General features: G+C 71.0%; 23 protein-coding genes and 1 tRNA gene. 12 read left to right on the top strand and 12 right to left on the bottom strand.

Features of this window, described 5'->3' with window-relative positions:
• Positions 1 to 105: 105 nt before the first annotated feature.
• A tRNA-Gly gene (locus tag ABZW11_RS15500) sits at positions 106 to 179 on the bottom strand.
• 98 nt (positions 180 to 277) lie between these two features.
• Here ABZW11_RS15500 and dcd point away from each other — a divergent pair.
• The 3 genes from dcd (at position 278) to ABZW11_RS15485 (ending at position 2738) form a co-directional block, all read left to right on the top strand.
• Complete coding sequence (gene dcd, locus ABZW11_RS15495) at positions 278 to 853, top strand: dCTP deaminase (protein ID WP_355417224.1); 576 nt, start codon at positions 278 to 280, stop codon at positions 851 to 853.
• A 251-nt stretch (positions 854 to 1104) separates the two neighbouring features.
• On the top strand, positions 1105 to 1722 hold the full coding sequence (locus tag ABZW11_RS15490) for a DUF47 family protein (protein WP_106243913.1): 618 nt from the start codon (positions 1105 to 1107) through the stop codon (positions 1720 to 1722).
• A gap of 8 nt (positions 1723 to 1730) precedes the next feature.
• A complete protein-coding gene (locus ABZW11_RS15485) occupies positions 1731 to 2738 on the top strand; it encodes an inorganic phosphate transporter (protein WP_355416930.1) in 1008 nt (335 codons plus the stop codon).
• A 16-nt stretch (positions 2739 to 2754) separates the two neighbouring features.
• On the opposite strand, the gene mshD is transcribed toward ABZW11_RS15485, so the two are convergent.
• The gene (gene mshD / locus ABZW11_RS15480; RefSeq protein ID WP_355416927.1) at positions 2755 to 3663 is read right to left on the bottom strand and encodes a mycothiol synthase; all 909 of its coding nucleotides are present in this window, start codon (positions 3661 to 3663) and stop codon (positions 2755 to 2757) included.
• A 108-nt stretch (positions 3664 to 3771) separates the two neighbouring features.
• Between mshD and ABZW11_RS15475 the strand changes: the two genes are divergently transcribed.
• Complete coding sequence (locus ABZW11_RS15475) at positions 3772 to 5559, top strand: bifunctional metallophosphatase/5'-nucleotidase (RefSeq protein ID WP_355416924.1); 1788 nt, start codon at positions 3772 to 3774, stop codon at positions 5557 to 5559.
• On the opposite strand, the gene ABZW11_RS15470 is transcribed toward ABZW11_RS15475, so the two are convergent.
• Both ABZW11_RS15470 and ABZW11_RS15465 read right to left on the bottom strand, forming a co-directional pair.
• Positions 5543 to 6625, bottom strand: coding sequence for a HAMP domain-containing sensor histidine kinase (locus ABZW11_RS15470; protein ID WP_355416921.1), 1083 nt, complete (start codon positions 6623 to 6625; stop codon positions 5543 to 5545). The genes ABZW11_RS15475 and ABZW11_RS15470 overlap by 17 nt on opposite strands.
• A gap of 90 nt (positions 6626 to 6715) precedes the next feature.
• On the bottom strand, positions 6716 to 8116 hold the full coding sequence (locus tag ABZW11_RS15465; RefSeq protein ID WP_355416918.1) for an MFS transporter: 1401 nt from the start codon (positions 8114 to 8116) through the stop codon (positions 6716 to 6718).
• Positions 8117 to 8220: 104 nt separating this feature from the next.
• Between ABZW11_RS15465 and ABZW11_RS15460 the strand changes: the two genes are divergently transcribed.
• Positions 8221 to 9636, top strand: coding sequence for a cytosine permease (locus tag ABZW11_RS15460; protein ID WP_355416915.1), 1416 nt, complete (start codon positions 8221 to 8223; stop codon positions 9634 to 9636).
• A 22-nt stretch (positions 9637 to 9658) separates the two neighbouring features.
• Entirely contained in the window at positions 9659 to 10120 is a 462-nt protein-coding gene (locus ABZW11_RS15455; protein WP_355416912.1) for a hypothetical protein, read from the top strand.
• Here ABZW11_RS15455 and ABZW11_RS15450 read toward each other — a convergent pair whose 3' ends face one another.
• On the bottom strand, positions 10121 to 11923 hold the full coding sequence (locus tag ABZW11_RS15450) for an alkyl sulfatase dimerization domain-containing protein (protein ID WP_355416909.1): 1803 nt from the start codon (positions 11921 to 11923) through the stop codon (positions 10121 to 10123).
• A 96-nt stretch (positions 11924 to 12019) separates the two neighbouring features.
• Between ABZW11_RS15450 and ABZW11_RS15445 the strand changes: the two genes are divergently transcribed.
• Both ABZW11_RS15445 and ABZW11_RS15440 read left to right on the top strand, forming a co-directional pair.
• A complete protein-coding gene (locus ABZW11_RS15445) occupies positions 12020 to 12658 on the top strand; it encodes an HAD family phosphatase (protein ID WP_355416906.1) in 639 nt (212 codons plus the stop codon).
• A gap of 67 nt (positions 12659 to 12725) precedes the next feature.
• Positions 12726 to 13664, top strand: a complete 939-nt coding sequence (locus tag ABZW11_RS15440) for a ribose-phosphate pyrophosphokinase (RefSeq protein WP_355416903.1) — start codon at positions 12726 to 12728, stop codon at positions 13662 to 13664.
• Here ABZW11_RS15440 and ABZW11_RS15435 read toward each other — a convergent pair.
• Positions 13651 to 14466: an SDR family NAD(P)-dependent oxidoreductase gene (locus ABZW11_RS15435; RefSeq protein ID WP_355416900.1), complete on the bottom strand. Its 816-nt coding sequence runs from the start codon at positions 14464 to 14466 to the stop codon at positions 13651 to 13653. The genes ABZW11_RS15440 and ABZW11_RS15435 overlap by 14 nt on opposite strands.
• A 10-nt stretch (positions 14467 to 14476) precedes the next feature.
• Between ABZW11_RS15435 and ABZW11_RS15430 the strand changes: the two genes are divergently transcribed.
• Together ABZW11_RS15430 and ABZW11_RS15425 are read left to right on the top strand one after the other, a co-directional pair.
• Positions 14477 to 15205, top strand: coding sequence for a nucleotidyltransferase domain-containing protein (locus tag ABZW11_RS15430; protein ID WP_355416897.1), 729 nt, complete (start codon positions 14477 to 14479; stop codon positions 15203 to 15205).
• 80 nt (positions 15206 to 15285) lie between these two features.
• Positions 15286 to 15921, top strand: a complete 636-nt coding sequence (locus ABZW11_RS15425) for a maleylpyruvate isomerase N-terminal domain-containing protein (protein ID WP_355416894.1) — start codon at positions 15286 to 15288, stop codon at positions 15919 to 15921.
• A gap of 12 nt (positions 15922 to 15933) precedes the next feature.
• Here ABZW11_RS15425 and ABZW11_RS15420 read toward each other — a convergent pair whose 3' ends face one another.
• Entirely contained in the window at positions 15934 to 16917 is a 984-nt protein-coding gene (locus tag ABZW11_RS15420; protein ID WP_355416891.1) for an alpha/beta fold hydrolase, read from the bottom strand.
• A gap of 327 nt (positions 16918 to 17244) precedes the next feature.
• Between ABZW11_RS15420 and ABZW11_RS15415 the strand changes: the two genes are divergently transcribed.
• A complete protein-coding gene (locus tag ABZW11_RS15415; RefSeq protein WP_355416888.1) occupies positions 17245 to 18360 on the top strand; it encodes a histidine kinase in 1116 nt (371 codons plus the stop codon).
• Positions 18361 to 18391: 31 nt separating this feature from the next.
• A complete protein-coding gene (locus tag ABZW11_RS15410) occupies positions 18392 to 19039 on the top strand; it encodes a response regulator transcription factor (RefSeq protein ID WP_355416885.1) in 648 nt (215 codons plus the stop codon).
• A gap of 3 nt (positions 19040 to 19042) precedes the next feature.
• Here ABZW11_RS15410 and ABZW11_RS15405 read toward each other — a convergent pair whose 3' ends face one another.
• Genes ABZW11_RS15405 through ABZW11_RS15385 form a run of 5 tightly spaced genes read right to left on the bottom strand, consistent with a single transcriptional unit; the run spans position 19043 to position 24759 of the window.
• A complete protein-coding gene (locus tag ABZW11_RS15405) occupies positions 19043 to 20047 on the bottom strand; it encodes an ABC transporter ATP-binding protein (RefSeq protein ID WP_355416883.1) in 1005 nt (334 codons plus the stop codon).
• On the bottom strand, positions 20044 to 21021 hold the full coding sequence (locus ABZW11_RS15400) for an ABC transporter ATP-binding protein (RefSeq protein ID WP_355416880.1): 978 nt from the start codon (positions 21019 to 21021) through the stop codon (positions 20044 to 20046). Before ABZW11_RS15400 ends, ABZW11_RS15405 begins: the two co-directional genes overlap by 4 nt.
• Complete coding sequence (locus ABZW11_RS15395) at positions 21018 to 21899, bottom strand: ABC transporter permease (RefSeq protein WP_355416878.1); 882 nt, start codon at positions 21897 to 21899, stop codon at positions 21018 to 21020. Before ABZW11_RS15395 ends, ABZW11_RS15400 begins: the two co-directional genes overlap by 4 nt.
• On the bottom strand, positions 21896 to 22948 hold the full coding sequence (locus tag ABZW11_RS15390; RefSeq protein ID WP_355416875.1) for an ABC transporter permease: 1053 nt from the start codon (positions 22946 to 22948) through the stop codon (positions 21896 to 21898). The genes ABZW11_RS15395 and ABZW11_RS15390 overlap by 4 nt, the downstream gene beginning before the upstream one ends.
• Complete coding sequence (locus ABZW11_RS15385) at positions 22945 to 24759, bottom strand: ABC transporter substrate-binding protein (RefSeq protein WP_355416873.1); 1815 nt, start codon at positions 24757 to 24759, stop codon at positions 22945 to 22947. Before ABZW11_RS15385 ends, ABZW11_RS15390 begins: the two co-directional genes overlap by 4 nt.
• Between the last annotated feature and the right edge of the window lie 4 nt (positions 24760 to 24763).

Genomic DNA, 24763 nt, shown 5'->3' with positions numbered 1-24763 from the left:
TCCCCTGCCGATACTGCCAGGTCGGCCAGGCGAGAGCGACCGAGATACCACGCAGGGGGACATGCGTTTCACTCCTCGACGCCATCATGACGGCGGCGTCGCATGTGGAGCGGGTGACGGGAATCGAACCCGCGCTGTCAGCTTGGGAAGCTGATGTTCTGCCATTGAACTACACCCGCGTACGACCGAACGTCGCGCCCCTACTCTAGCGGAAACTTGGGCCACAACAGCAATCCCCGAGCCCGCACGTCGGTCCACGACCGGTAAGTTGCTCACCGTGCTGCTATCTGACCGTGACATCCTGGCCGAGATCGACGCCGGGCGTCTGTCGCTGGATCCGTTCGATCCGGAGATGCTTCAGCCGTCCAGCATCGATGTCCGGCTTGACCGATTTTTCCGGGTGTTCGAGAACCATCGCTACCCGCACATCGATCCGTCGGAGGAGCAGCCGGATCTGACGCGGATGGTGGAGCCCCGGGGGGACGAGCCGTTCATCCTGCATCCGGGTGAGTTCGTGCTGGCCTCCACGTACGAGGTCGTCAGCCTGCCGGATGACCTGGCGTCGCGGCTGGAGGGCAAGAGTTCGCTCGGGCGGCTGGGGTTGCTGACGCATTCGACGGCGGGGTTCATCGATCCCGGCTTCAGCGGGCACGTGACGCTGGAGTTGTCGAACGTGGCGACGTTGCCGATCAAGTTGTGGCCGGGGATGAAGATCGGGCAGCTCTGCGTGTTCCGGTTGAGCTCGCCGGCGGAGCATCCGTACGGGTCCGACAAGTACGGCTCGCGCTACCAGGGTCAGCGTGGCCCCACCCCGTCGCGGTCGTTCCAGAGCTTCCACCGGACCAAGGTCTGACCTCAGGTGAACAACAGATGAACAGTAGAGGAACAGGTAGGTGAACATCAGAGGTCGAGGAGCCATCATGAAGGCGTTCTGAGCGGTCGCAACGCCGGTTCGAGCTGCACGAATGCCCCCGAAACCACCTGCTACACCGGTGTTGTGGGACGAACACCGGGTAGCCAGTAGGCGAAGGGGACATGAAGTTCGCATTTCGCCTGGTAAGCCATACTCTTCCACGGACCATCCCCGCACATCTGGAGAACGACGTGCGCCTGCGTCTCACGCCACGTGAGGACAGCTACTACGACCTGTTCGCCGACTCGGCGAACAACCTGGTCACGGCATCCCGGCTACTGGTGGAGATCATCAGTGACGGCTCGGACAGGGAGGCCCTGGCCGAGAAGATGCGCGCCTGCGAGCACGCCGGTGACGAACGCACTCATGCGATCATGAACCGGCTCAACGAGAGCTTCATCACTCCATTCGACCGCGAGGACATCTACCGGCTCGCCTCGAACCTCGACGACGTGATGGACGCCATGGAGGCGGCCTCCGACCTGATCGTGCTGTACCAGATCGACCATCTCCCCAAGGACGTCGTCCGGCAGGTCGAGGTGCTGGAGCGGGCGGCGGAGCTGACCGCCGAGGCCATGCCGCGCCTGCGGTCGATGAAGAACCTGAACGAGTACTGGATCGAGGTCAACCGCCTGGAGAACCAGGGTGACCAGGTCTACCGGCGGCTGCTGGCCAAGCTGTTCAGCGGCGAGTACGACGCGCTGACCGTGATGAAGATGAAGGAGGTCGTCGACGCGCTCGAGGAGGCGGCCGACGCCTTCGAGCACGTCGCCAACACCGTCGAGTCGATCGCGGTCAAGGAAAGCTAGGCTCGGCAGTGGACCTCACGCTTGGCCTCGTCATCGGCGTGGTCGTCATCGCGTTGGCCTTCGACTACACCAACGGGTTCCACGACGCGGCGAACGCGATCGCGACCTCCGTCTCGACCCGGGCCCTGACCCCCAGGGCCGCGCTGTTCATGGCAGCGGCGATGAACTTCATCGGCGCCCATCTCGGCACCCAGGTCGCGCAGACCGTCGGAAAAGGCATCATCGACGCCCCCGACGGCTCGCACGGCCTGGTGATCGTGGCGGCCGCGCTGATAGGCGCGATCGTCTGGAACCTCATCACCTGGTATTTCGGCCTGCCGTCCTCCTCAAGTCACGCGCTCATCGGGGGCCTGGTGGGTTCGGCGCTGGCCTCCAGCAGCGTGGTGCACTGGGACGGCGTCATGGCGAAGGTCGTCATCCCGATGGTGCTGTCGCCGCTGATCGGGTTCAGCCTGGCCGCCGCGATCATGATCGCCATCTACTGGATCTTCCGTAACGGGCAGCCCGGCAAGACCAACCGGGGCTTCCGGTACGCGCAGACCGTCTCGGCCGCGGCGATGGCGCTCGGTCACGGCCTGCAGGACGCGCAGAAGACGATGGGCGTCATCTTCCTGGCGCTCACCGTCGGCGGGTTCGCCCAGCCGTCGGACCCGATCCCGCAGTGGGTCATCCTCGCCGCGGCGGGGGCGATCTCGCTCGGCACGTACGCGGGCGGCTGGCGCATCATGCGGACCCTGGGCCGGCGCATCATCGCGCTGGACCCGCCGCAGGGTTTCGCAGCCGAGTCGGCGGCGGCGACCGTCCTGTACGGCGCGGCCATCGGCTTCGGCGCCCCCATCTCCACCACCCACACCATCACCTCGGCGATCATGGGTGTGGGGGCCACCAAGCGGCTCAGCGCAGTGCGCTGGGGCGTCGCGGGCAACATCGTGACCGCGTGGATCCTCACCATCCCGGCAGCGGCCATCGTGGCCGCCCTGTCCTACCTCGTCCTGCACGCCGTCGTGGAGGGCTGACCCCCAAGCAAGACCGTCACTGCGAGGGCGCGTACATGACATCGACGTCATAGCGGGTGAAACCGAGGCCCTCGTAGAGGCGGATCGCCGCCGTGTTGGTCTCGTCCACGTACAGCATCGCCTGGGCGAGACCGCGCGAGCGCAGGTGTTCGAGCCCGGCCAGGGTGAGCGCCTTGCCGAGGCCGGTGCCCTGCTGGGAGGGGTCGACGCCGACGACGTAGACCTCGCCCAGCGGGTCGTGGCCGTGCTCGGACGATCCGTGCACCTTCGTCCAGTGGAAGCCGGCGAGGCGGTCGCCGCGCTGGGCGAGGAAGAAGCCCTCGGGGTCGAACCAGGGCTCCTGCTCGCGCCGCAGCAGGTCGTCCATCGTCCAGGCGCCCTGTTCCGGGTGGTGGGCGAAGGCGGCGGCGTTCACCTTGAGCCACTCCTCCTCGTCCTGCCCGGGTACGAACGTCCGCAGGATCACCCCGGCAGGCAGCGTCGCCGGGGGCAGCGGTTCCGCCAGAGGGCGGCGCATCTGCCACAGGGAGCGGACACGGTCGAAGCCGAAGGCGGCGGCGAGCGCGGCCGCGCCGGCGTGGTCGCCGTGGGCCCACAGGCGGGGGCGGCCGCCGGCGGCGTCCATGACGGCGCGCAGCAGGCGGGTGCCGTGGCCCTGGCGGCGGTGGGCGGGGTGGACGACCACCTCGGCGCTCGGCCCCTCGACCTCGTCGGTGGGATCGACGTGGGCGTAGCCGGCGAGCGCGTCGCCGGCGTAGAGGAGGAGCGAGCGGGCCTGCGGGTCGCCGCCGTATCTCAGGTGCAGCATGACGTGTTCGTTGAGCGGACGGACGCCGTCGGCCTCCGTCGCGGCCTCCACCAAGCCGAGTACGTCGGCGATCTCCTGGTCAGCGAGCCTTTGCCGGATATCCACGCGCACGTTCACAGAACGAACTCTAGGCGTACGACTGGCAGATAACGCCATCAGGCACCCCGGCAAATCGTTACCTTTGCGACATTGGTTGCATAGCTTCCCGCCGTAACGTCTTGGGCCATGACGTCTGGTTCCTTCCTCCGGCTGGCGCTCGCCGGAGCCGTCGCCTCGGGTGCGGTGCTGATGGCCACCATCCCGGCGAACGCGAGCAAGGCGCCCAGGACGGTTCCCGTCCGGCTCCTGGCGCTCAACGACTTCCACGGCAATCTCGAACCTCCCACCGGGTCCTCAGGCCGCATGGTGGACGAGCAGGGCAACACGGTCGACGCCGGCGGCGCGGCCTACGTCGCCACGCACATGAAGGCCCTGCGCGACAGGAACACGATCGCCGTCGCCCAGGGCGACCTCATCGGAGCCACGCCGCTGATCTCGGCGGCCTACCACGACGAGCCGTCGGTCGAGTTCATGGGCAAGCTCGGGCTCAAGGTGGCGGCGGTCGGCAACCACGAGTTCGACGAGGGCTACACGGAGCTGCGCCGCATCATGAAGGGCGGCTGCCACCCCGTGGACGGCTGCTCGCCCGCCGGCAAGTGGAAGGGCGCCGCGTTCGACTACGTCGGCGCGAACGTGCTGTTCAAGAACAAGAACGAGAAGACCTACGCGCTGGCCGCGCTCGGCGGCGCGCACAGCTCGAAGATCAAGAAGCTGCTGTCCGGCTGGGGCGTGCCCGCGCTGCCGCCGGTCAGCATCAAGATCATGAACGGCGTGCCGATCGGCTTCATCGGCCTGGTCACGCAGACGACCCCGAGCATCGTCACGACGGAGGGCATCAAGGACCTCACGTTCGTGGACGAGGTCAAGGCCGCGAACGTCGCCTCCGAGCTGCTCAAGCTGGTCGGCGTGAAGGCCCAGGTCGTGCTGGTGCACGAGGGCGACCAGGTGAACGCCGGGCAGTCGCCCGACGCGTGCAGCGCGGTCCCCGGCGCGGGCAACCGCATCGCCACCCACGTCGACCCCGAGATCGACATCGTGCTCAGCGGCCACTCCCACCAGGCGTACGTGTGCAAGGTGAAGGACCCGGCGGGCAAGGACCGGCTCTTCTCGCAGGGCGGCTCGTTCGGGCGGGTCATCACGCAGGTCGACATGAAGGTGAACGTCAGGACGCGGGACATCGACCGGGCCTCCGTCGTGGCCGACAACCACGTGGTGACGCGTACGGTGACGCCGGACCCGGAGATCTCGGCGTTCGTCCAGACCTGGAAGGACCGTGTGGCTCCGGTCGCGAACCGGGCGGTCGGCACGATCAGCGCCGACATCACGACGGCCGCGGCGCCGTCCGGTGAGACGCCGCTCGGCAACCTCATCGCCGACGCCCAGCTCGCCGCCACGCGGGAGGGCGGCAACGCGCAGATCGCGCTGATGAACCCGGGCGGTGTGCGGGCGCCCCTCTCGTACGCGGGCTCGCCGGCCGGTGAGGGCGACGGGGTCGTGACGTACGGCGAGGCGTTCACCACGCAGCCGTTCAACAACCTCATGCAGGTCGTCACGCTGACCGGCGCGCAGCTGAAGACGGTGCTGGAGCAGCAGTTCACCGGCGGCCCCAACAACCAGGCGTTCACCAAGATCCTGCAGCCCTCGGCGAACTTCACCTACACCTACAGCCAGAGCGCGCCGTGGGGCTCGAAGGTGTCGGACATGGAGATCGACGGCCAGCCGGTGACGGACGCCCAGACGATCCGGGTGGCCGCGAACAACTTCCTGGTGGGCGGCGGTGACGCGTTCCTGGGCTTCACCGAGGGCACGGACCTGTGGAGCGGGCCGCTGGACATCGACGCCTTCGTCGACCACCTCGGCAGGGACAACCCGATCGCCCCGCCGGCCACCGGCCGCATCACGGTGGTGCAGTGACCAGATAGGCGGTGTGCAGGGGCAGGACGGCGACGAAGCGGGCGCCGGGGCGGTGGTCGGCGGCGGTCAGCGTGCCGCCGTGGGCCACCGCGATCTCCCTGGACAGCGGCAGCCCCAGCCCGGAGCCGCCGCTGTCCTTGGCCCTGGCGCTCTCCAGCCGGGTGAAGCGCTCGAAGACCCGCTCGCGGTCCTGCGGCGCGATGCCGTCTCCGTCGTCGGTGACGGTCACCACCACCTCGCTGCCGCGCACGGCCACGGAGACGTCGATGCGGGTGGCGGCGTGCCTGGTGGCGTTGTCGAGCAGGTTCGTCAGCAGGCGGTCGAGCTGCACGGGCGAGCCGAGCACCGGGGCGGGGCCGCTGAGCCGCAGGTGCACGGGCACGCGGGCGCTCTCGCGGCGGCGTACCTGATCCTCCGCGACGCCGCACAGGTCCACCACGCGGCGCCGCGTGACGGCGCCCGCGTCGAGCTTGGCCAGCATGAGCAGCTCGTCGATGATGCAGGTCAGCCGGTCGGCGGCGGCGAGCGCGCGGGCGCAGGTGACCGGCCAGTCCGTCTCGTCGGGGTAGCTGCCCGCGACCTCCAGCTGGGCGCGCAGCGCGGAGATCGGGCTGCGCAGCTCGTGGGAGGCGTCGGCGACGAAGCGGCGCTGGGTCTCGGCGGAGCGTTCGAGCCGGTCGAGGGTGTGGTTGGTGGTGACCGCCAGCCCGGCGATCTCGTCCCCTGTGTCAGGTACGGTCACCCGCCTGCTCAGGTCCTGCCCGGTGATCTCGGCCAGCTCGGCGCGGATGCGCTCGACCGGGCGCAGCGCGGACCTGACCGCGCTCCAGGTGAGCCCGCCGACGGCCAGCAGGACGAGCGGCGCGCCGAGCGAGGTCCACAGCAGCGCCCGCCGCGGGTCGGCGAGCGCGAGCACGACCCCGGTGGTGAAGACGGCGGCGGCGGCCAGCGTCGCGATCGTGGTCAGCCGTGCCCGGATCGAGCGCGGGAGCACGCGCAGCGCGCCAGGTGTGCCGCCCGGGGTCCTGATCGAGCGCGGAACCAGCGGAACCAGCCGGACTGTCATCCCATCCCCCACTCTCCCACGTCACTGTCCGTGACTTTACCCTCCGTTGACGTTCTCGCTAACCTGCGAACACTTCTCCGATAGACACGCTCAGTGAGCGTCACGGCGGCTGCGCATCAGGTCGTACAGCGCGGCGAGCAGCGCGATGCCGACCGACGACACCACGACGATCAGGCCGTGGCGGAACGCGCTCGCCCAGCCGCCGCCCAGTGAGCCGAAGAAGGTCGAGCCGGCCGCCGCGATGCCGACGGCCGAGCCGAGCCGCTGCCCGGTCTGCAGGACGCCGGCCGCGCTGCCGCCGCCCGCGGGCGGCACCTCGGAGAGCGTGATGGCCTGGTTGGGCGAGATGACCAGGCCGCTGCCGAGGCCCGCGAGCAGCAGCGGCAGCGCGGTCGCGAGGCCCGTGCGCGGCCCGGGGACGAGCGCGGTGGCGACCATCGTGGCGATGAGCCCGGCGATCACCATGCACAACCCGATCGCCGTCAGCCGCCGCCCCATCCGGGAGACGAGGTGCCCGCCGAGCACGGCGGCCGAGGCGGAGCCGAGCGCGAACGGCGTGATCGCGAGCCCGGCGAGCAGCGGGCTGTAGCCGTGGCCGCTCTGCAGGTAGAGGGTGAAGATGAAGAAGATGCCGGTGAAGCCGGAGAAGTAGAACAGCGCGATGGCGGTGCCCAGCCGGTACGACCGCTTGCGGAAGAGCTCCAGGTTCACCAGCGGCTCGCGGGGATAGCGGCGTTCCCAGGCCACGAAGGCGGCCAGCACGACCAGCGCGGACACGGCGATCAGCGCGGTGACCTGAGCGTCCCAGCGGTGCCGCTGGATGGCGGGCACCAGCAGCCCGGCGACGCCGACTCCGAGCAGCAGCACGCCGACCGGGTCCATGCTCTCGCGCCGGCGCTCATCGACGCCGGGGCGCGGCAGCACCCGCCAGGCCAGGGGCAGCAGCGCCAGCCCGATCGGCACGTTCACCAGGAACACCCACCGCCAGCCCAGCTCGGACCCGAAGACGGTGACCAGCGCGCCGCCGATGAGCGGCCCCGCGGCGGTGGAGACGCCGATGGTGGCGCCGAGCGCCCCGAACGCGCGGCCCCGCTCCGAGCCCCGGAACATCTGCTGGATCAGCCCGGACACCTGCGGGTTCAGCAGCCCCGCCGCCATGCCCTGGACGAGCCTGGAGACGATCAGGACGGGCATCTGCCAGGCGAGGCCGCAGAACGCGCTGGAGAGGGTGAACAGCGTGACGCCCCACAGGAAGATCGTGCGGCGGCTCCTGGCGTCGCCCAGCCGTCCGGCGGGGATGAGGAACAGGCCGAAGGCGAGGGCGTAGCCGGACACCGTCCACTGCAGGGCGTCGTCGCCGGCGTGCAGGGCCTCGCGGATCGACGGCAGCGCGACGTTGACGATGCTCACGTCGAGCCCCGTCATGAAGGCGGAGGTCAGGCATACGGCCAGGGCGCGCCGTCGCGGGTCGGAGCCGAACGCGCCGATCACCTCCTCCGCCGGAAACCGAGCTGGATGATTCCCCGGGAAAGCGGAGATATCGCCCACAAGGATTTTCTTTGCCCGGAATGCCCCCTCACGAGTACCGTCCGATCATGAGCACCATGGAGGTCGAGCAGAACGGCATCAACGCCGTCCCCGAAGGTGAGCGGCGGGGCCGGCCGCGCGACCTGTTCTGGCCCTGGGCGGGCTCGAACCTGTCGCTGTTCGGGGTGGCGTTCGGCGTCTACATCGTCGGGCTGCAGCTCGGCGTGGTGCCCGCGATCATCACCGGCGCCGTGGGCTACGTGCTGTCGTTCCTGCTGGTCGGGCTGGTCGCGGTGGGCGGTGCGCGGTCCGGCGTGCCGACGATGACGCTCGGGCGGGCGCCGTTCGGCTACCACGGCAACAAGCTGCCGGCCCTGTTCTCCTACATCTCGAACGTCGGCTGGGAGATCGTGCTGGTCACGCTCGCCGCGCAGAGCGGCGCCGAGATCCTCGGCCGCGTCGCGCCCGGCATCCCGGAGACGACGACCACCGCGATCTGCTTCGCCGTCGCCGCCGTCGCGGTGATCGCGGTCGGCGTGTACGGCCACGCGATGATCATGGTCGTGCAGCGCTACCTGACGTACGTGTTCGTCGTGCTCACCGTCGTCTACATGGTGCTCATGGCCCCCGACCTCGGCGTCTCGCTGGAGACCACGGCCGGTCCCGGCGGCTGGGTGGGCGGCGTCATCTTCGCCATGACGCTGCTCGGGCTCGGCTGGGTCAACTGCGGCGCCGACTACTCCCGCTACCTGCCCGCCACCTCGTCCCCGCGCTCGGTGACCCTGTGGACGACGCTCGGGGGCGCGCTGCCGCCGATGGTGCTGCTGGTGTTCGGCGTGCTGCTGGCGGGCGGCGACCCCAAGCTGGCCGAGGAGGCGGGCGCCAACCCGGTGGCGGCGCTGGCGGCGGCGCTGCCGACGTGGTTCCTGCTGCCGTACCTGCTGACCGCGATCGGCGGGTTCCTGGCCGGGGCGATCATGGACATCTACTCGTCGGGGCTGTCGATGCTGGCACTCGGCGTGCCGATCAGGCGCCACTACGCGGTGCTGATCGACGGGCTGCTCATGGTGCTCGGCGGCTACTACCTGCTCTTCGTCTCCACCAGCTTCCTGGCCACCTTCCAGGCGTTCCTCGCGATCGTGGGCGTGGTGATGGCGGCCTGGGCCGCGATCTTCCTGGTGGACATGTGGCGGCTGCGGGCCGGCGGCCGGGGCTACGACGAGCGGCTGCTGCGGGCCGGCGCGCCCGCGCTCAACTGGGCGGGGCTGCTGTCGCTGGTCGTGGCGTCGATCACCGGGCTCGGGCTGATCACCTCGGCCGACCCGAACATCGCGAACGTGGTCGGCTTCCTCATGAGCGCGGAGCTGGAGGGCGGCACGTTCGGGTCGGCGAACATCGGCGTCGTGATCGCGCTGGTGCTGGCCGGGGTCCTGTACTTCGCGCTGTCGGCGGTGCCGCGGCTGCGCACCCACGTGCGGAGCTGAGCCGCGCGGTTACGCTTGGTGCGTGACGATGAACGTTCCGTACCGGCTGCTGGCCTGGGCGGTGCACGCGACGGGGCTCGGGGTGCTGACGGTCGCCGTGGTCACCACGTGGCAGCAGGACCGCCTGGCGGTCGCGTCGGGCGGGGTGGTGCTCGGCCTCCTCTACGCCGCCGCGCCCGCGACCCCGGGCCCGGCCAGGGCGGTGTGGCTCGGGCTCGTGAGCGCCGGGTGGGCGGTGCTCGCCGTGGCGGCGCCGCCGTTCGTCTGGCTGGCGTTCCCGCTGCTGTTCGCGTACCTGCACGTGCTGCCGCTATGGGCGGCGATGTTCGGCGTGTCGGTGCTGACCTCGTCGGCGATCATCGCGGCGGCCTGGCACGCCGGTGAGCTGACCCTGCCGCTGCTGGTCGGGCCGGGCGTGGCCGCGGCCCTCGTGACGCTGCTCGCGCTCGCCTGCAAGGCGCTGCGCGCCGAGCTGGGGCGCTAGCTACGCGGTCACGAGCGCGAAGTCCGGCACCGGGTGGTCGAGCACGGCCACCAGCCGGCGCAGCACGTTCGTGTCGCCCTCGCGCTCGACGCCCTCCACGCCCTTGCCCGACAGCAGACCGGCGAGCTGCGCCCTGGTCAGCCGCAGGGTGAGGTCGGCGGCGCCGTCGTCGCGCGGGTCGCGCTGCTGGACGAACGCGCCGTTCGACAGCGACGTGCGGTAGCGCCGCCCGAGGTCGGTCAGGTGCCAGTCGATGGTGAGCCGCTCGTGCCAGGCGCGCGGCCCGTCCACCCTGATGGCGATCGAGTCGAAGATCTGCTCCACGGAGAGCGCGGCGAAGAAGTCGGCCTCGGGACGGCCGGCCGTGGCCGGCACGATGCCGTCGGCCAGCTCCAGCGCGCCCATGAGGTAGAAGTTGCGCCAGGTGGCGTTCTCGGCGCCGTGGCCCAGCCGGGTGTAGACCTCGGCCAGCAGGTCGCGGGCCTCCTTGTTGCCCTCGTCGGCGAAGACCGCGTGGTTGAGCAGCTGGGCGGCGAAGCGCAGGTCGTTCTCGTCGATGTAGCGGCGGGCGAAGGCCACCACGGCCGCGCCGCCGCCGAGGCACTCGACGTACCTGATCGCGCTCTCCTTCGGCGGGTGCTCCCACAGGTGGGCCGGGTTGCCGTCGAACCAGCCGAGGTAGCGCTGGTAGACGGCCTTGACGTTGTGGCTGACGCTGCCGTAGAAGCCGTGCGCGTGCCACGCCTGCTCCAGCTCGGGCGGGAGCTGGACGACCTCGGCGATCTCGGCCGCCGTCAGGCCCTTGTTGAGCAGGCGCAGGGTCTGGTCGTGCAGGTAGGCGTACAGGTCGCGCTGCTGCGACAGGAAGCGCGCGATGCGCTCGCGGCCCCAGGTCGGCCAGTGGTGGGAGGCGAAGGCGACGTCCGTGCCGTCGAGGAACAGGGCGAGCGCCTCGGTGAGGTAGCGGGCCCAGGCGCGCGCGTCGCGGACCTGCGCGCCGCGCAGCGGCAGGATGTTGTGCTGGTTGTGGGTGGCGTTCTCGGCCAGGCACAGGGCGCGGCGGCCGGGGAAGAACACGTTCATCTCGGCGGGGGCCTCCGCGCCCGGCGTGAGCTGGAAGATCATCCGTACGCCGTCCACGACCTCCTCCTGGCCGGTACGCGTGACCTCCGCGGTCGGCGGGATGAGCGACATCGTGCCGGTCGAGACCGTCATGCCGAGCCCGGCGCCGATCTGGCCCTCCGCGGAGCGGGGCAGGGCGGGGCCGTACATGTAGACGGCGCGGCGGGCCATCGCGGGGCCCGCGTAGACGTTCTCGGTGACCGCGTGCTCCATGAAGCCGGCCGGGGCCAGGATCGGCACGCCGCCGCCGGTCACCCCGCGCACGCCGCCGAAGTGGTCCACGTGGGAGTGGGTGTAGACGACGCCGGTGACCGGGCGGTCGCCGCGGTGGGCGCGATAGAGCTTGAGCGCGGCGGCGGCGCACTCGGTGGAGATCAGCGGGTCGATGACGACGACGCCGGCCTCGCCCTCGGCCAGGGTCATGTTCGACAGGTCGAGGCCGCGTACCTGGTAGATGCCGTCGGTGACCTCGTACAGGCCCTGTCGGGCGCAGAGCGCGCCCTGCCGCCACAGGCCGGGATGGGCGGTCCGCGGGCAGTCCTCCTTGAGGAAGTCGTAGGCGTCGTTGTCCCACACGACGTCGCCGTCCACCGATTTGACGACGCCTGGGGCGAGGGCGGCGATGAAGCCCCGGTCGGCGTCCTCGAAGTCGGCACGGTCGTGAAATGGAAGGTCTGCCATGCCAAGCCGCATGCCCCAGAGAACCAGACATATAGCCCAATAGATGCACTAAAGAGGATGAATCTCCGGCAAGTCCGGGGTGATTAGGGTGGTCACGTGGATGCGTGCGTATTCGATCTCGACGGTGTGCTGGTGGACTCCGAGCCGGTGTGGGAGGAGGTGCGGCGGGCGTACGTCGCCGATCACGGCGGCACCTGGCAGCCCGACACGCAGACGAAGCTGATGGGCATGAGCACCGGCGAATGGGCGGCCTATCTGCACGAGATCGGCGTCGAGCAGGAGCCGGGCGACATCGCGCGCGGCGTGATCGACGAGATGGCGGTCCGCTACCGCGACGGCGTCCCGCTGATGCCGAAGGCCGTCGAGACCGTCCGCCGCCTGGCCGCGACGGCCACGCTCGGCCTGGCCAGCTCGTCCCCCCGGCGGCTGATCGACGTCGTGCTCGACACGGCGGGGCTGACGGAGTGCTTCGCGGCCACCGTGTCCACCGAGGAGGTCGAGCGGGGCAAGCCGGCGCCCGACGGCTACCTGGAGGCGGCGCGGCGGCTCGGCGTCGATCCCCGGAGCTGCGTGGCGGTCGAGGACTCCAGCAACGGGCTGCGGTCGGCGTACGCGGCGGGCATGCACGTGATCGCGGTGCCGCATCCGCGTTACCCACCGGCGCCCGACGCGCTCGCCCTGGCCTGGCGGGTGCTGCCCGGCCTCGACGCGCTCACCCCCGAGCTGATCGGCTGAACCCCCTTCACGACTCGCGGGGCCGCTGCCAGGCCATGTCACCGCAGGTGGCTACGATGTGTGAATCGTGCGAGACATCACGGTTTTCAGTGGCAGTGCCCACCCCGAGCTGGCCGAGGAGATCTGCGCCCAGCTGGGCACTCCTCTCCACCCCGTACAGATCAACCGGTTCGCCAACGACGTACTCGAAGTGCAGCTCCAGGCCAACTGCCGGGAGCGCGACGTGTTCCTCATCCAGCCGCTCGTCCCGCCGGTGCAGGAGCACCTCGTGGAGCTGCTGCTGATGCTCGACGCCGCGCGCGGCGCCTCCGCCGCGCGGACGACCGTGGTGCTGCCGCACTACGCCTACGCCCGCAGCGACAAGAAGGACGCCCCGCGCATCTCCATCGGCGCCCGCCTGGTCGCCGACCTGATGGTGGCCGCGGGCGCCAGCAGGGTGCTGGCCATGACCCTGCACTCGCCGCAGGTGCACGGCTTCTTCAGCGTGCCGGTCGACCACCTCCACGCGCTGCGCGAGCTGGCCGCCCACTTCCGCCGCTACGACCTGTCCAACACCGTCGTCGTCTCCCCCGACCTGGGCAACGCCAAAGAGGCCGCCGCCTTCGCGCGGCTGCTCGGCACCGGCGTCGCCATGGGCGCCAAGCAGCGCTTCAGCGACGACCGCGTGGTGATCAGCTCCGTGATCGGCGAGGTGACCGGCAAAGACGTGATCATCCTCGACGACGAGATCGCCAAGGGCAGCACGGTCATCGAGCTGCTCGACCGGCTGCGCGAGCAGAAGGTCAGCTCCGTACGCGTGGCGTGCACGCACGGTCTGTTCTCCAGCGGCGCGCTCGAACGCCTCACCTCGCTGCCCGAGGTCGAGGAGATCGTCTGCACCAACACCGTGCCGCCGCCCAAGCCCGCCGACAAGCTGACCGTGCTGTCGATCGCGCCCGCCCTGGCCGAGGCCATGCGCCGGATCCACGACGGCGAGTCGGTCAGCGCCCTGTTCAGTACATCTTGACCACCTGACCCGTCACCCGCCGCCCCTGGTGCGAGGCCAGGAACGTGATCACCTCGGCGACGTCGTCCGGCTGCGCCACCTCGGGCAGCACGCCGTCGGCGGCCACCGCGACGGCGACCTTCTCGTTGACCCAGCCGGTGTCGGTGACGGGCGGATGGACCATGTTGGCCGTGACGCCGTGGCGGCCCAGCTCGCGCGCGGCCGACATGGTGTAGTTCTCCTGGGCGGCCTTGGCCGCGCCGTAGCTGACCTCGGTGGGGAAGCCGTCGGGGCCGCCTGAGGTGAGGCCGATGATGCGGCCCCAGCGCGCGCCGCGCTCCAGGTGGCGGCGGGCGAACTCGGCGATCAGCAGGGCGGGCGCGCGTACGTCGACGGCGAACAGCCGCTCGTGGGTCTCGGCGTCGACCGGGCGCAGCGGGCGGCCGAACCCGTCGCGCTCGGCGGGCGAGAAGGTGTCGCTGAGCCAGCCGCTGGCGTTGTTGACCAGGATCTCCACAGGGCCGAACGCCTTTTCGGCCTGGTCGAACAGGGCCTTGGGGACGGCCGGGTCGGCGAGGTCGGCCTCCACCGCTTCCGCCGTGCCACCCGCCTCACGGATGCGGGCCACGACCTCAGAGGCGTCGGCGGCGCGCGCCTGGTCGTAGGCCGCGGGATACACCGGGTCGTTCAGCGGCGTCAGCCGTTTGTACGTGAGGAAGACCGCCACGCCCTCGGCCGCCAGCGCGCGGGCGGCCGCCGCGCCGATGCCCTGGTTGGCTCCGGTGATCAGCGCGACCTTTCCAGACAGCCGGGTATCGATCATAGTTGCCATCATGCACGCAGCGACGGAACGCCTGCTGGAGGTTTTTCTCGAGGGCGTCGAGCCGGCCGTCCCCCTGGTCGCGCTCTGGGCCCACGGCTCGTTAGCGGCCGGCGACTATCAACCAGGACGCAGTGACCTCGACCTGGTCGCGGTGCTCGACACCACGCCGACCATGGATCACTGGCGGCGGATCAAGGCGGTGCACAGGAGGCTACGCCTGCCGCTCGCGGAGCGGCTGCACTGCTCGTACATGGCGAGACAGGAGCTCGACGACCTCGGCGCCGAGCACATCACGTGGGCGCACGAGCACATCTTCCGGCGCCCTGTGACGGCGGTGACGCGGCGCGAGCTGCACGAGGGGGCCAGAGTCCTGTACGGCCCGCCGCCGGCCGAGCTGCTGCCCCCCGTCTCGGACGAGGAGCTGGCCCGCTTCATCCGCGCGGACCTGCGCGACTTCTGGCTCGTCCGGGCGCAGGGACGGCGGCGCTGGCTGCAGGACGTCTGGGTGGATCTGGGCATGGTGACGGTGGCCAGGGCCACGGTCACCCTGCAGGACGGCCGGCTGATCAGCAAGCGGGAGGCACTCGAGGTACTGCACGAGCTGGGCGCCCCCGCCGTGCTGATCGCCGACATCCGCGCCCGCCGCTACGGCACCGAGCAGCCGGTGCTCAGCCGCTATCGGCGGGGCCGGCTGGCGCGCGCGTTCGTCAGATCCGCGATCGGCCGGGCGCTGGCCTGAACCCGGAGCGGGATGGCAATCCGGGAGCCGGTTGTTACGAGCTACGTACCGACACACCTCATCCCGGGAGAGTGCGACCTATGGTCGAAAGCAGGCAGTCCTATCTGCTGGCCGCGGAGTCGGCGGTGGAGCTTCTCCGCCACCCGGCGGTGGCGGCGTCATGGGACAAGCCGAGCGCGCTGGTGGAGTTCAGCGTCGCGGGGCTCGCCGGGCACCTGGCCCATCAGCTCGTCAGGGTCGGCGAGGCGCTCACCCCCAACGGGGCCGTCCGGCCGCCCGTCACGCTCCTGGAGCACTACACGCGCTCGCCGTGGGTGCAGGCCGGGCTCGACCACGAGAGCAATCTCAGCATCAGGCGCGGCGGTGAGGCGGCCGCGGCCGCCGGGCCCGCCCTGCTGGTCGAGCGCAGCCAGGCGCTGCTCGACATGCAGCGCGCGGCGCTAGCCTCCGAGCCCGCCGACCGGGTCGTCAACACGCCTGCCGGCTGGTCGCTGCTCCTCGACGACTTCCTGCTCACCCGGCTCGTCGAGCTGGTCGTCCATGGCGACGACCTGGCCGCCAGCGTCGGCGTGGAGACGCCGGGGCTGCCGCCGTCGGTGATCGACCCGGTGGTGGAGCTGCTGGCCCGCCTCGCCGTCCACCGCCACGGCCCCACGGCCGTCATCCGCACGCTGAGCCGCGCCGAGCGCGCCCCCGCCACCATCAGCGCCTTCTGACGTGCGGGGCGTTCAAGCGCCGTCTGAGGGCCGCTCAGCTTCTCCCTCGGTACGGAAGTGGTCGGTGACCTCCGGATAGTTCTTCACCGGGGTGCGCCGGCCCAGCAGGTGCCGGTCCGCGAAGGCGGCCAGGTGCGCCCGGGTGATCTCCAAGGCCCGGGCGCCGTCGAGCTTCTGCGCCGGGATGCCCAGCGGCTTCCTGATCAGCGCGTAGTCGACGAACGCCGAGTGGTCGGTGTCCGCCACCGTGATCCACCGCTTCGGCCCCTTCAGGTGCGTCCATGCCTCGTCCCAGCTGCCGCTTCCCTCGCCGGGGGCGTGCGACGGCGTGCCGATCATCATGAACGGCCGCTTCAGCGGCTTGCCGACCTTGAAGGTGCCGTCCAGGTTGACGCCCGCCTTGATGCGGTGGTCGGCGAGCATGGTCTGGGCGGCGGCGTACCCGCCCATGGAGTGGCCCACCATGGCGATCTTGCTGCGGTCGATGCGCCGGCCCCAGCGGCCGTCGAGCAGCTCGTCCAGCACGAACCGCACGTCCTTCACCCGGCCCGCCGCCACGTCCGCGCCGTCCGGCCGCTGCTCGCAGGACAGGCAGGTGGTGGTGCGGCCGTCGGGGAACGTGGTGCCGACCGACTCGTACGTGTGCTCCACCGCCGCGACGAGATACCCCCTGGCGGCGAAGTCCTCGGCCAGCGAGGTCAGCGTGGCCCTCGGGAAGCTGAACCCCGGCGACATGACGACCAGCGGCAGCCTGCCCTTGGCGACGGGCGCCTTGAGCCGCGCGTGCGTGACGATCCGGCTGAGCACGCTCTTGTCCGGCACGTCGTAATCGGCGAGCACCGCCTCCGACTCCGCCCGCGTCATGTACGGCGCCCGCGCCCCGACGGCCTTCTTCGCCGGGTACCAGAGCGTCACCATCAGCTCCCTGTGCTCCGCGTCGGGATTCCACGGGTCCCGCCGGCTGCGGTCCACAAGGTGCAGGCTCTCCGTCCCCACGGGCCGCCTCCCGGTGGGGGCCGGCAGCTTGAGCTCAGAGACGTGGGCCTGAACGGGGGCGTGGGCCGATGCGTGGGCCGATGCGTGGGCCGATGCGTGGGCCGATGCATGGGCCGGTGGGGCGGCGAGGGTCGCGGGCAAGGTCAGGGTGAGGGCCGTGAGGGCCAGGGACTTGTGCATGGCTGCCAGGCTGGCGCGCCGGGCCGCCGAGGTGTCCGCCCCGATCGTCGATCGCCGCTTACTACTTTCGTCGTAAGGCGCGCCCCGCTCGGCGGGTTACTACTTTCGTCGTAAAGCGTCGTGCGGCGTGCGGCCTACGCTGTGGCCATGCGGTTCGTTCTGCTCGGCGCGGTGGTGGCCGGGCTGTCGTGGTTCACCGGGACCGGGCAGGCGGGGGTGCCGTCCGGGCTGCCGGTCCCCGTGCTCGGCCTGATCGCCGCCGTGGCCGGGGTCGCCGCCTGGCATGCGCGCCGCGCCTGGTGGCCGCTGGCCGCCGTGGGCGCGCTGGCGTACGTGTGGCTGCTGATGTGGCCGCCGCTGCTGGTCGCCGCCTATCAGGCGGGCCGCACGCTGCGCGGCGCCCGTCAGCTCGTCGCGTACGTCGCCGGCTGCCTGGTGGTGTGCGCCCTTCCGCTGGCGGTCGGCGGCCCGCGGCAGGCGCCCGCCACGGGGCCGGGCAACGCGCTGCTCATGGCGGTGGCCGTCGTCGGGCTGCCGCTGGCGCTCGGCATGTGGACGCGGGCCAGGGCCGAGGTGCTGGCCGCCGCCGAAGAGCGGGCCGAACGGCTCGAACGCGAGCGGGTCATGCGGGCCGAGCAGGCCAGGGCGCAGGAGCGGGCGAGGATCGCGCGGGAGATGCACGACGTGGTGGCCCACCGGGTCTCGCTGATCGTGCTGCACGCGGGCGCCCTGGAGGTGCGTACCGGCGACCCGGAGGCGGCCGAGACCGCGGCGCTGATCGGCGGCATCGGCCGCGAGGCGCTGGCCAACCTGCGTGACGTGCTCGGCGTGCTGCGCGCGCCCCGGCACGAGCCGCCCGACGCCGCCCTCAGCCCGCCGCCCACGCTCGGCGACCTCGACCGGCTGCTCGACCAGTCGCGGGCCCTCGGCATCGACGTGACCAGGCGCGACGAGGGCGAGCCCCGGCCGATGGAGGAGACGGTGGAGCGCACGGCGTACCGGGTGATCCAGGAGGCGCTCACCAACGTGCACAAGCACGCGGGCGACGCGGGCACCGACGTGCTGATCCGCTACGGCGAGCACGAGCTGCGGGTGGAGGTGCGCAACGAGGCCCCGCACGCCCCCCGCGAGGGCGGGGCGGTGCCGGGAGCGGGATGGGGGCTGGTGGGGCTGCGCGAGCGCGTCGAACTGCTCGGCGGCACGCTCCGCAGCAGCGCCCAGGAAGGCGGCGGCTTCCTCGTGAGCGCCAGGATCCCCGCATGATCGACCTTCTCGAGAGACCTGGAGTTCCCGCGTGATCAGGGTGCTCGTCGTGGATGACGAGGAGCTGGTGCGGTCCGGGCTGCGGCTGATCCTGGAGGCGTCGGGGGACATCGCCGTCGCCGGTGAGGCGCGGGACGGTGCGGAGGCGGTGTCGGCCGTACGACGGTTGCGGCCCGAGGTGGTGCTGATGGACGTCCGCATGCCGGGCCTCGACGGGCTGGCCGCGGCGGCCAGGATCCTCGCGCTGCCCGAGCCGCCCAAGGTGATCATGCTGACCACGTTCGACTTCGACGAGTACGTCCACGAGGCGCTGCGGCACGGCGCGGTCGGGTTCCTGCTGAAGGACACCCCGCCGCGCGAGCTGGCCGCCGCCGTGCGCACGGTCGCGGCCGGTCAGGCGATGCTCTCGCCCTCGGTCACCAAGCGCCTGATCGCCTCCTACGCCGACCGCGCCCCCTCCCGCGCCGAGGCCGCCCGCCGGCAGCTCGCCGGGCTGACCGGCCGGGAGGAGGACGTCATCAGGGCCCTGGCCCGCGGCCTGTCCAACGCCGAGATCGGCCGCGAGCTACGCCTGACGGAGGCCACGGTCAAGGCCCACGTCAGCCGCGTGCTGGCCAAGCTGGGCCTGGCCAACCGCGTACAGGCCGCCATCCTCGTCCACGACGCCGACCTCACCTGAGCGTCAGGAGACGGTCTCCGCGTAGTGGCAGGCGGCCTGGGCGTCCGGCGCTGCGGGCAGGATGTCCAGGAGCCGGCTGCGGCAGTGGCCGTCCACTCCCGCCTCCGCCGCCCTGCCCGACGCCAGCACCTGGCAGCGGACGTGGAAGCGGCAGCCGCCGGGGATGCGGGTCGGGTCGGGCGGCTCGCCGGTCAGGACGATCCGCTCGGGCGACTCGGGCAGCACCGACAGCAGCGCCTGCGTGTACGGATGCCGCGGCGCCGTCAGCACCTGCTCGACGGGGCCCGACTCGACGATCCTGCCGAGGTACATCACGGCGACCCGGTCGGCGATGTTCCAGGCCAGGCCGAGGTCGTGGGTGACGACCAGCGCGGAAAGCCCCAGCTCCGCGCGCAGCTTGAGCAGCAGGGCGAGGATCTCACCCCGTACGGACGCGTCCAGCGAGGCCACGGGCTCGTCGGCGACCAGCACCTTCGGGTCGAGCGCCAGCGCGCCCGCGATGACGACGCGCTGCCGCTGCCCGCCGGACAGCTCGTGCGGGTAGCGCTGAAAGAACCGCTCGGGCGGCCGCAGCCCGGCCCTGGACAGGGCGGTGGCCACGATGTCGCGCTCGTCGGCCAGCCCGTGGATGCGGGGGCCTTCCGCGACGGCCTCGTACACGGTGTGGCGGGGGTTGAGCGAGCCGGTCGGGTCCTGCAGGACGAGCTGCACCTGCCTGCGGTAGGCGCGCAGCGCCTTGGTGGTGTAGCCGAGGCTCGCGCCGTCGTAGCGGACCTCGCCCGAGGTGGGGCGTTCGAGGCCGAGCAGGGTGCGGGCGAGCGTGGTCTTGCCGCAACCCGACTCGCCGACGAGGGCGACGATCTCGCCCTCGCCGATGGCCAGGTTCACGCCGTCCACGGCGCGGGCGCGGCGGCCCCTGGAGGCGAACTCGACGTGCAGGTCCCGCGCTTCGAGCAGGGCGGACCTGGTGGTGCCGACCTCCTCCGCGGCGGTGCGGGTCTCCGTCATGTAGCGACCTCCTCGTCGACCCTGGCGTGCACACAGGCCGCCGTACGGTTGGGCCCGGCCGGCCAGAGCCGCACGTCGAGGTCGGCGCACGTGTCGAGCGCGACCGGGCAGCGCGGGTGGAAGGCGCAGCCGGTGGGCAGCTCCATCGGGTCGGGCGGGTCGCCGCCCAGGCCCTTGGGGGCCATGCGCGAGACCGGGTCGCCGACGGTGGGGAACGCCGCGGCGAGCGCCTTGCTGTAGGGGTGCTTGGCGTCGTGGAACACCTCGGCGGACGGGCCGTGCTCGACGACGCGGCCGGCGTACATGACCGCGAGCCGGTCGCACACGTCGGCGAGCACCGACAGGTCGTGCGAGATCATGATGAGCGAGATGCCGTGCTCGGCGACCAGGTCCTTGATCAGGGTGAGCACCTGCGCCTGCACCATCACGTCGAGCGCGGTGGTCGGCTCGTCGGCGATGATCAGGCGCGGCGAGCAGGCCAGCGCCATCGCGATCATGATGCGCTGCCGCTGGCCGCCGGACAGCTCGTGCGGGTAGCTGCGGGCCCGCCAGGCGGGCAGGCCCACCTGGTCGAGCAGCTCGGCGACGCGCGCGCGGGCGGCCTCGGGCTTGGCCAGGTTGTGCACGAGCAGCGGCTCGGCGATCTGCTCGCCGATCCTGCGCACGGGGTTGAGCCCGTGCTGGGCGCCCTGGAAGACGATGGACGCCTCGGCCCAGCGGACGGCGCGCATGCGCCCCCACTTCATGGTCAGGACGTCCTCGCCGTCGAGCAGGATCCGGCCGCCGACCTGCGCGTCCTTGGGCAGGAGCCGCAGCAGCGCCATGGCCAGCGTCGACTTGCCTGACCCCGACTCGCCGGCGACGCCGAGCGCCGCACCGGCGTCGAGCGCCAGCGACACTCCGCGCACGGCGGGCACCTCGCCCGAGGCGATGCGGTAGGTCACGGACACGTCGTCGAGTTCGAGCAGGCTCATGCGGCCCTCCTCAGCCTCGGGTTGAGCACGGCCTCCAGGGCCCTTCCGACCAGCGTGAACGCCATCACGACGAGCAGGATGGCGAGGCCGGGGATGAGGATGTACCACCAGGCGCCCTGGGTGGTGGCGCCGAAGTCGTAGGAGGCCCGGAGCATCGTGCCCCAGGACGTGCGGTTGGAGCTGGCGCCGAGGAAGGCCAGCGTGGACTCGGTGACGATGGCGCTGGCCACCTCCAGGGTGGTGCTGGCCAGCAGCAGCGGCGCCACGTTCGGCAGCACGTGCCGGGTGGTGATGTGCCAGTGGCCCGCGCCGAGCGCCTTGGAGCGTTCGATGTACGGCCTGGCCTCGACGGCGAGCGTCTGCGCCCGGATCAGCCGGGCGGTGGACGGCCAGGTGGTGATGCCGATCGCGGCGATGATCGTGAACGTGCTGCCGCCCAGGATGGCGGCCAGGACGAGCGCGGTGACCAGCGAGGGCAGCACCAGGAACCAGTCGGTGACGCGCATGAGCGCGCCGCCCGCCCAGCCCCTGAAGTGCCCGGCCGCGACGCCCACGATCAGCCCGATCACGATGCTGAGCAGCGCGGCGAGGAAGCCGATGAACAGCGACGTGCGCGAGCCCCACCAGACCATGAGCAGGATCGACCGGCCCGACTCGTCGGTGCCGAACGGCTCGGCGAGGCTGGGCGCGGCCCACCGCTGCCCGGTGTTCTGGATGACGCTGGTGACCGTCTCGTCGATGAACAGCGGCGCGGCGAGCGCGAGCACGACCGCGACGACGAGGACGACGAGGCCCGCGACGCCGCCGCGGTGGGTGCGGAATCCGGCCCAGAAGCGGCTCAGCGCCTGCTTCCTGCGTTCCGCGGCGACAGCCGTCATGCGGACCTCACCCTCGGGTCGAGCACGTGGTAGACCACGTCGGCCAGCGTGTTCATGACGATGACGGCGACCGTGATCAGCAGGAACGTCCCCTGCATGAGCGTGAAGTCGGGCACTCTGACCGCCTCGTAGAACAGCTGCCCGAGCCCCGGCCAGGTGAAGATCGTCTCCACGGTGACGGCGCCGCCGACGACGAAGCCGATGCGCATGAACACCAGCGTGACCGTGGGCAGCAGCGCGTTGGGCACCGCGTGCCTGCGTCGTACGTCGTCGTCGCGCAGCCCCTTGGCCCTGGCCACCGTCACGTAGTCCTGGCTGACCTCCTCAAGCAGCGACGAGCGCATGATGAGCAGGTATTGGGCGTACACGACGGCCACCAGCGTCAGGCAGGGCAGCACCATGTGGGAGGCGACGTCCAGCACGTACGCGAACCCGTCGGGCGCGTCCACGCTCTCGATGCCCCGGAAGGGGAAGATGCCCGGGATGGGCCCGATGCCGACGCCGAACACCATCATCAGCAGCAGGCCGAGCCAGAACGTCGGCACCGACCACAGCAGCAGCGACAGCCCGGTGGAAAAGCGGTCGAAGCGGCTGCCGTGGCGCCAGCCGGCCCTGGTGCCCTGCCAGACGCCCAGGCTGACCGCGATGACCAGGCCGGTGCCGGCGAGCAGGAGCGTCGGGCCGATGCGCTCGCCGATGAGGTCGATGACCGGCCGCTTGTACTCGTAGGAGGTGCCGAGATCGAGCCTGAGCGTGTCGCCCACGAACTGGAAGAACTGGTCGACGAGCGGCTTGTCCAGGCCGAGCCTGCGGCGTTCGAGGTCGAGCTGGGCCGGGGTCATGTTGCGGCCCTGGGCCAGGTTGCGTACGGGGTCGCCGGGGAGCAGCCGGAACACGAAGAACGTTCCGATGATCACCATGGCGATGCTGAACAGCGCCCCACCGGCCTTGGACAGCGCGTACTGCAGCGTGCCGCGGCGGGTGGGGCGCTCGTCACCAGGGCCCGCCGCCTGGGCGGCGGGCTCTGCTGCTTCGAGCGGTGTCGTCATTCGCGTTCGTCTGCGGTGCTCTTGCGCCGCCTGCTCAGGAGGAACACCGCGAGACCGATGACCACCACGCCGCCCACGACGCCCGCGATGAGGCCGGTGTTGGAGCCGCCCTCGGCGCTGGAGCCGGACGCGGCCACGGCCTTGACGTCCACGGTGTAGAACGGCCAGTAGCCGCTGCCGCCGTAGAGGATGCCGCTGTCCTCGGGGATCGGGGTGATGCTGGTGATGCGGTCCTTGCGGTAACCCTCAAGGTCGTTGGTGTAGTAGATCGCGATGACCGGGGCGTCGGTGTAGAGACGCTCCTGCATCTTCTTGATGAGCTCGGCGCGCTTGGGCCGGTCGAGCTCCTTCTGCTGGTCCTTGTAGAGCTGCTCGAACTCGTCGTCGCAGTAGAAGGACTCGGTGCCGCCGCCCTCACCGGTCGGGCTGGGCCGCCGGCTGCACAGGTGGGTGGCGAGGACCTCTTCGGGGTCGGGGTTGACCGACCAGCCGCTGATGGCGATGTCGAACAGGCCGGTGACGCCGGTCTCCTCGGTGAACTTGCTGGAGTCGAGCTTCTTGGTGGTCAGCGTGATGCCGATCTCCTTGAAGAAGCCCGTCAGGTATTCGGCGAGCTTGTCCTCGATCGGGGTGTCCGTGTGGATGCTGAACCGGAACTCCAGCTTGCGCTTGCCGTCGGGCATCGTACGGACGCCGTCGGCGCCCTTCTTGTAGCCGGCGTCGTCGAGGATCTGGTTGGCCTTGGCCGGGTCGTAGCTGACCTTCTCGTCACCGGTGGCCTCCCAGAAGAAGTCCTGGTACATCGGCGGGACGATCGAGCCGTCGGCCGGCTTGGCCAGGCCGTTCTGGACCTCGTCGACGAGCTTCTGCTTGTCGATGGCGTAGTGGAGCGCCTGGCGGACCTTCTGGTCCTTCAGCGCCGGGTGGCCGTCACCGACGGGCTTGTCGTCGCTGGTGGTGGCGCCGTGGTTGATCTGCAGGTACGCCGCGCGCCGGCCCTGCTCGTTCCAGGCGACGATGTTGGGGTCGTTCTGGATGGCCTCGAACTCCGGCGGGTTCATCCGGCCGAGCAGGTCGATGTCGCCGTTCTTCAGGCCCGCGATGGCGGCCTGCGGGTTGTCGTAGAAGATGACCTGCAGCTCGTCGATCTTTGGCTTGCCCCGCCAGTAGTTGGGGTTGGCCTGCAGCTTGACGTACTGGTCCTTCTTGTGCTCGATCGCGAAGTACGGGCCGCTGCTGACGGTCGGGTACTTCTCGGCGTCGTAGTTGGCCATGTCGGTGACCGATTCCCAGACATGCTTGGGCATGATCGGGACCGGGTTGTCCAGCATGCTGGCCTGCGGCGCCTTGAGCTTGATGACCAGGTCCTGGCCGTTGGCGGTGACGCTCTCGAAGTTCTCCACCGCGGGACCGTTGGCCGTCTTGGCGGCCTCGTCGGTCATCATCTTGTTGAACGTCCAGGCGGCGTCCTCGGCCGTGATCGGCTGGCCGTCGGACCACTTGGCGGCACGGATCTTGAACGTCCAGGTGAGCCCGTCCTCCGACGTGCTCCACGACTCGGCCAGGTCGGGGCTCGGTGCGAGCGTCTTGGAGTCGGGCACCGTGAGGAACCCGTACATCCAGCGGTGGATCGACGTGGAGACCAGGCGGACCGCGAGGAAGGGGTTCATCGAGTCCATCGCCTGCGTGGCGCCGACGCGTACGATCTTCTTCCCCGCCGCCGGGTCCTGGGCGAGGGCAGCCGTGGTGCCCTGACCGGCCACTAATAGCGCGACGCCCAGCGCAGCCAGGCGTGCGAACCATTTCCTCATAAGT

This window comes from Nonomuraea sp. NPDC004580, assembly GCF_040609855.1.
In the GTDB taxonomy this organism is placed as follows: Bacteria; Actinomycetota; Actinomycetes; order Streptosporangiales; family Streptosporangiaceae; genus Nonomuraea; species Nonomuraea salmonea.
This window is presented reverse-complemented; position numbering and strand designations above follow the sequence as displayed.

Coding starts and splice junctions, on each gene's coding strand:
- ABZW11_RS15475 (WP_355416924.1), top strand. CDS start 3,772: ATGACGTCTGGTTCCTTCCTCCGGCTGGCGCTCGCCGGAGCCGTCGCC.
- ABZW11_RS15470 (WP_355416921.1), bottom strand. CDS start 6,625: ATGACAGTCCGGCTGGTTCCGCTGGTTCCGCGCTCGATCAGGACCCCG.
- ABZW11_RS15460 (WP_355416915.1), top strand. CDS start 8,221: ATGAGCACCATGGAGGTCGAGCAGAACGGCATCAACGCCGTCCCCGAA.
- ABZW11_RS15450 (WP_355416909.1), bottom strand. CDS start 11,923: ATGGCAGACCTTCCATTTCACGACCGTGCCGACTTCGAGGACGCCGAC.
- ABZW11_RS15435 (WP_355416900.1), bottom strand. CDS start 14,466: ATGATCGATACCCGGCTGTCTGGAAAGGTCGCGCTGATCACCGGAGCC.
- ABZW11_RS15430 (WP_355416897.1), top strand. CDS start 14,477: ATGCACGCAGCGACGGAACGCCTGCTGGAGGTTTTTCTCGAGGGCGTC.
- ABZW11_RS15425 (WP_355416894.1), top strand. CDS start 15,286: ATGGTCGAAAGCAGGCAGTCCTATCTGCTGGCCGCGGAGTCGGCGGTG.
- ABZW11_RS15415 (WP_355416888.1), top strand. CDS start 17,245: ATGCGGTTCGTTCTGCTCGGCGCGGTGGTGGCCGGGCTGTCGTGGTTC.
- ABZW11_RS15405 (WP_355416883.1), bottom strand. CDS start 20,047: ATGACGGAGACCCGCACCGCCGCGGAGGAGGTCGGCACCACCAGGTCC.
- ABZW11_RS15400 (WP_355416880.1), bottom strand. CDS start 21,021: ATGAGCCTGCTCGAACTCGACGACGTGTCCGTGACCTACCGCATCGCC.
- ABZW11_RS15395 (WP_355416878.1), bottom strand. CDS start 21,899: ATGACGGCTGTCGCCGCGGAACGCAGGAAGCAGGCGCTGAGCCGCTTC.
- ABZW11_RS15390 (WP_355416875.1), bottom strand. CDS start 22,948: ATGACGACACCGCTCGAAGCAGCAGAGCCCGCCGCCCAGGCGGCGGGC.
- ABZW11_RS15385 (WP_355416873.1), bottom strand. CDS start 24,759: ATGAGGAAATGGTTCGCACGCCTGGCTGCGCTGGGCGTCGCGCTATTA.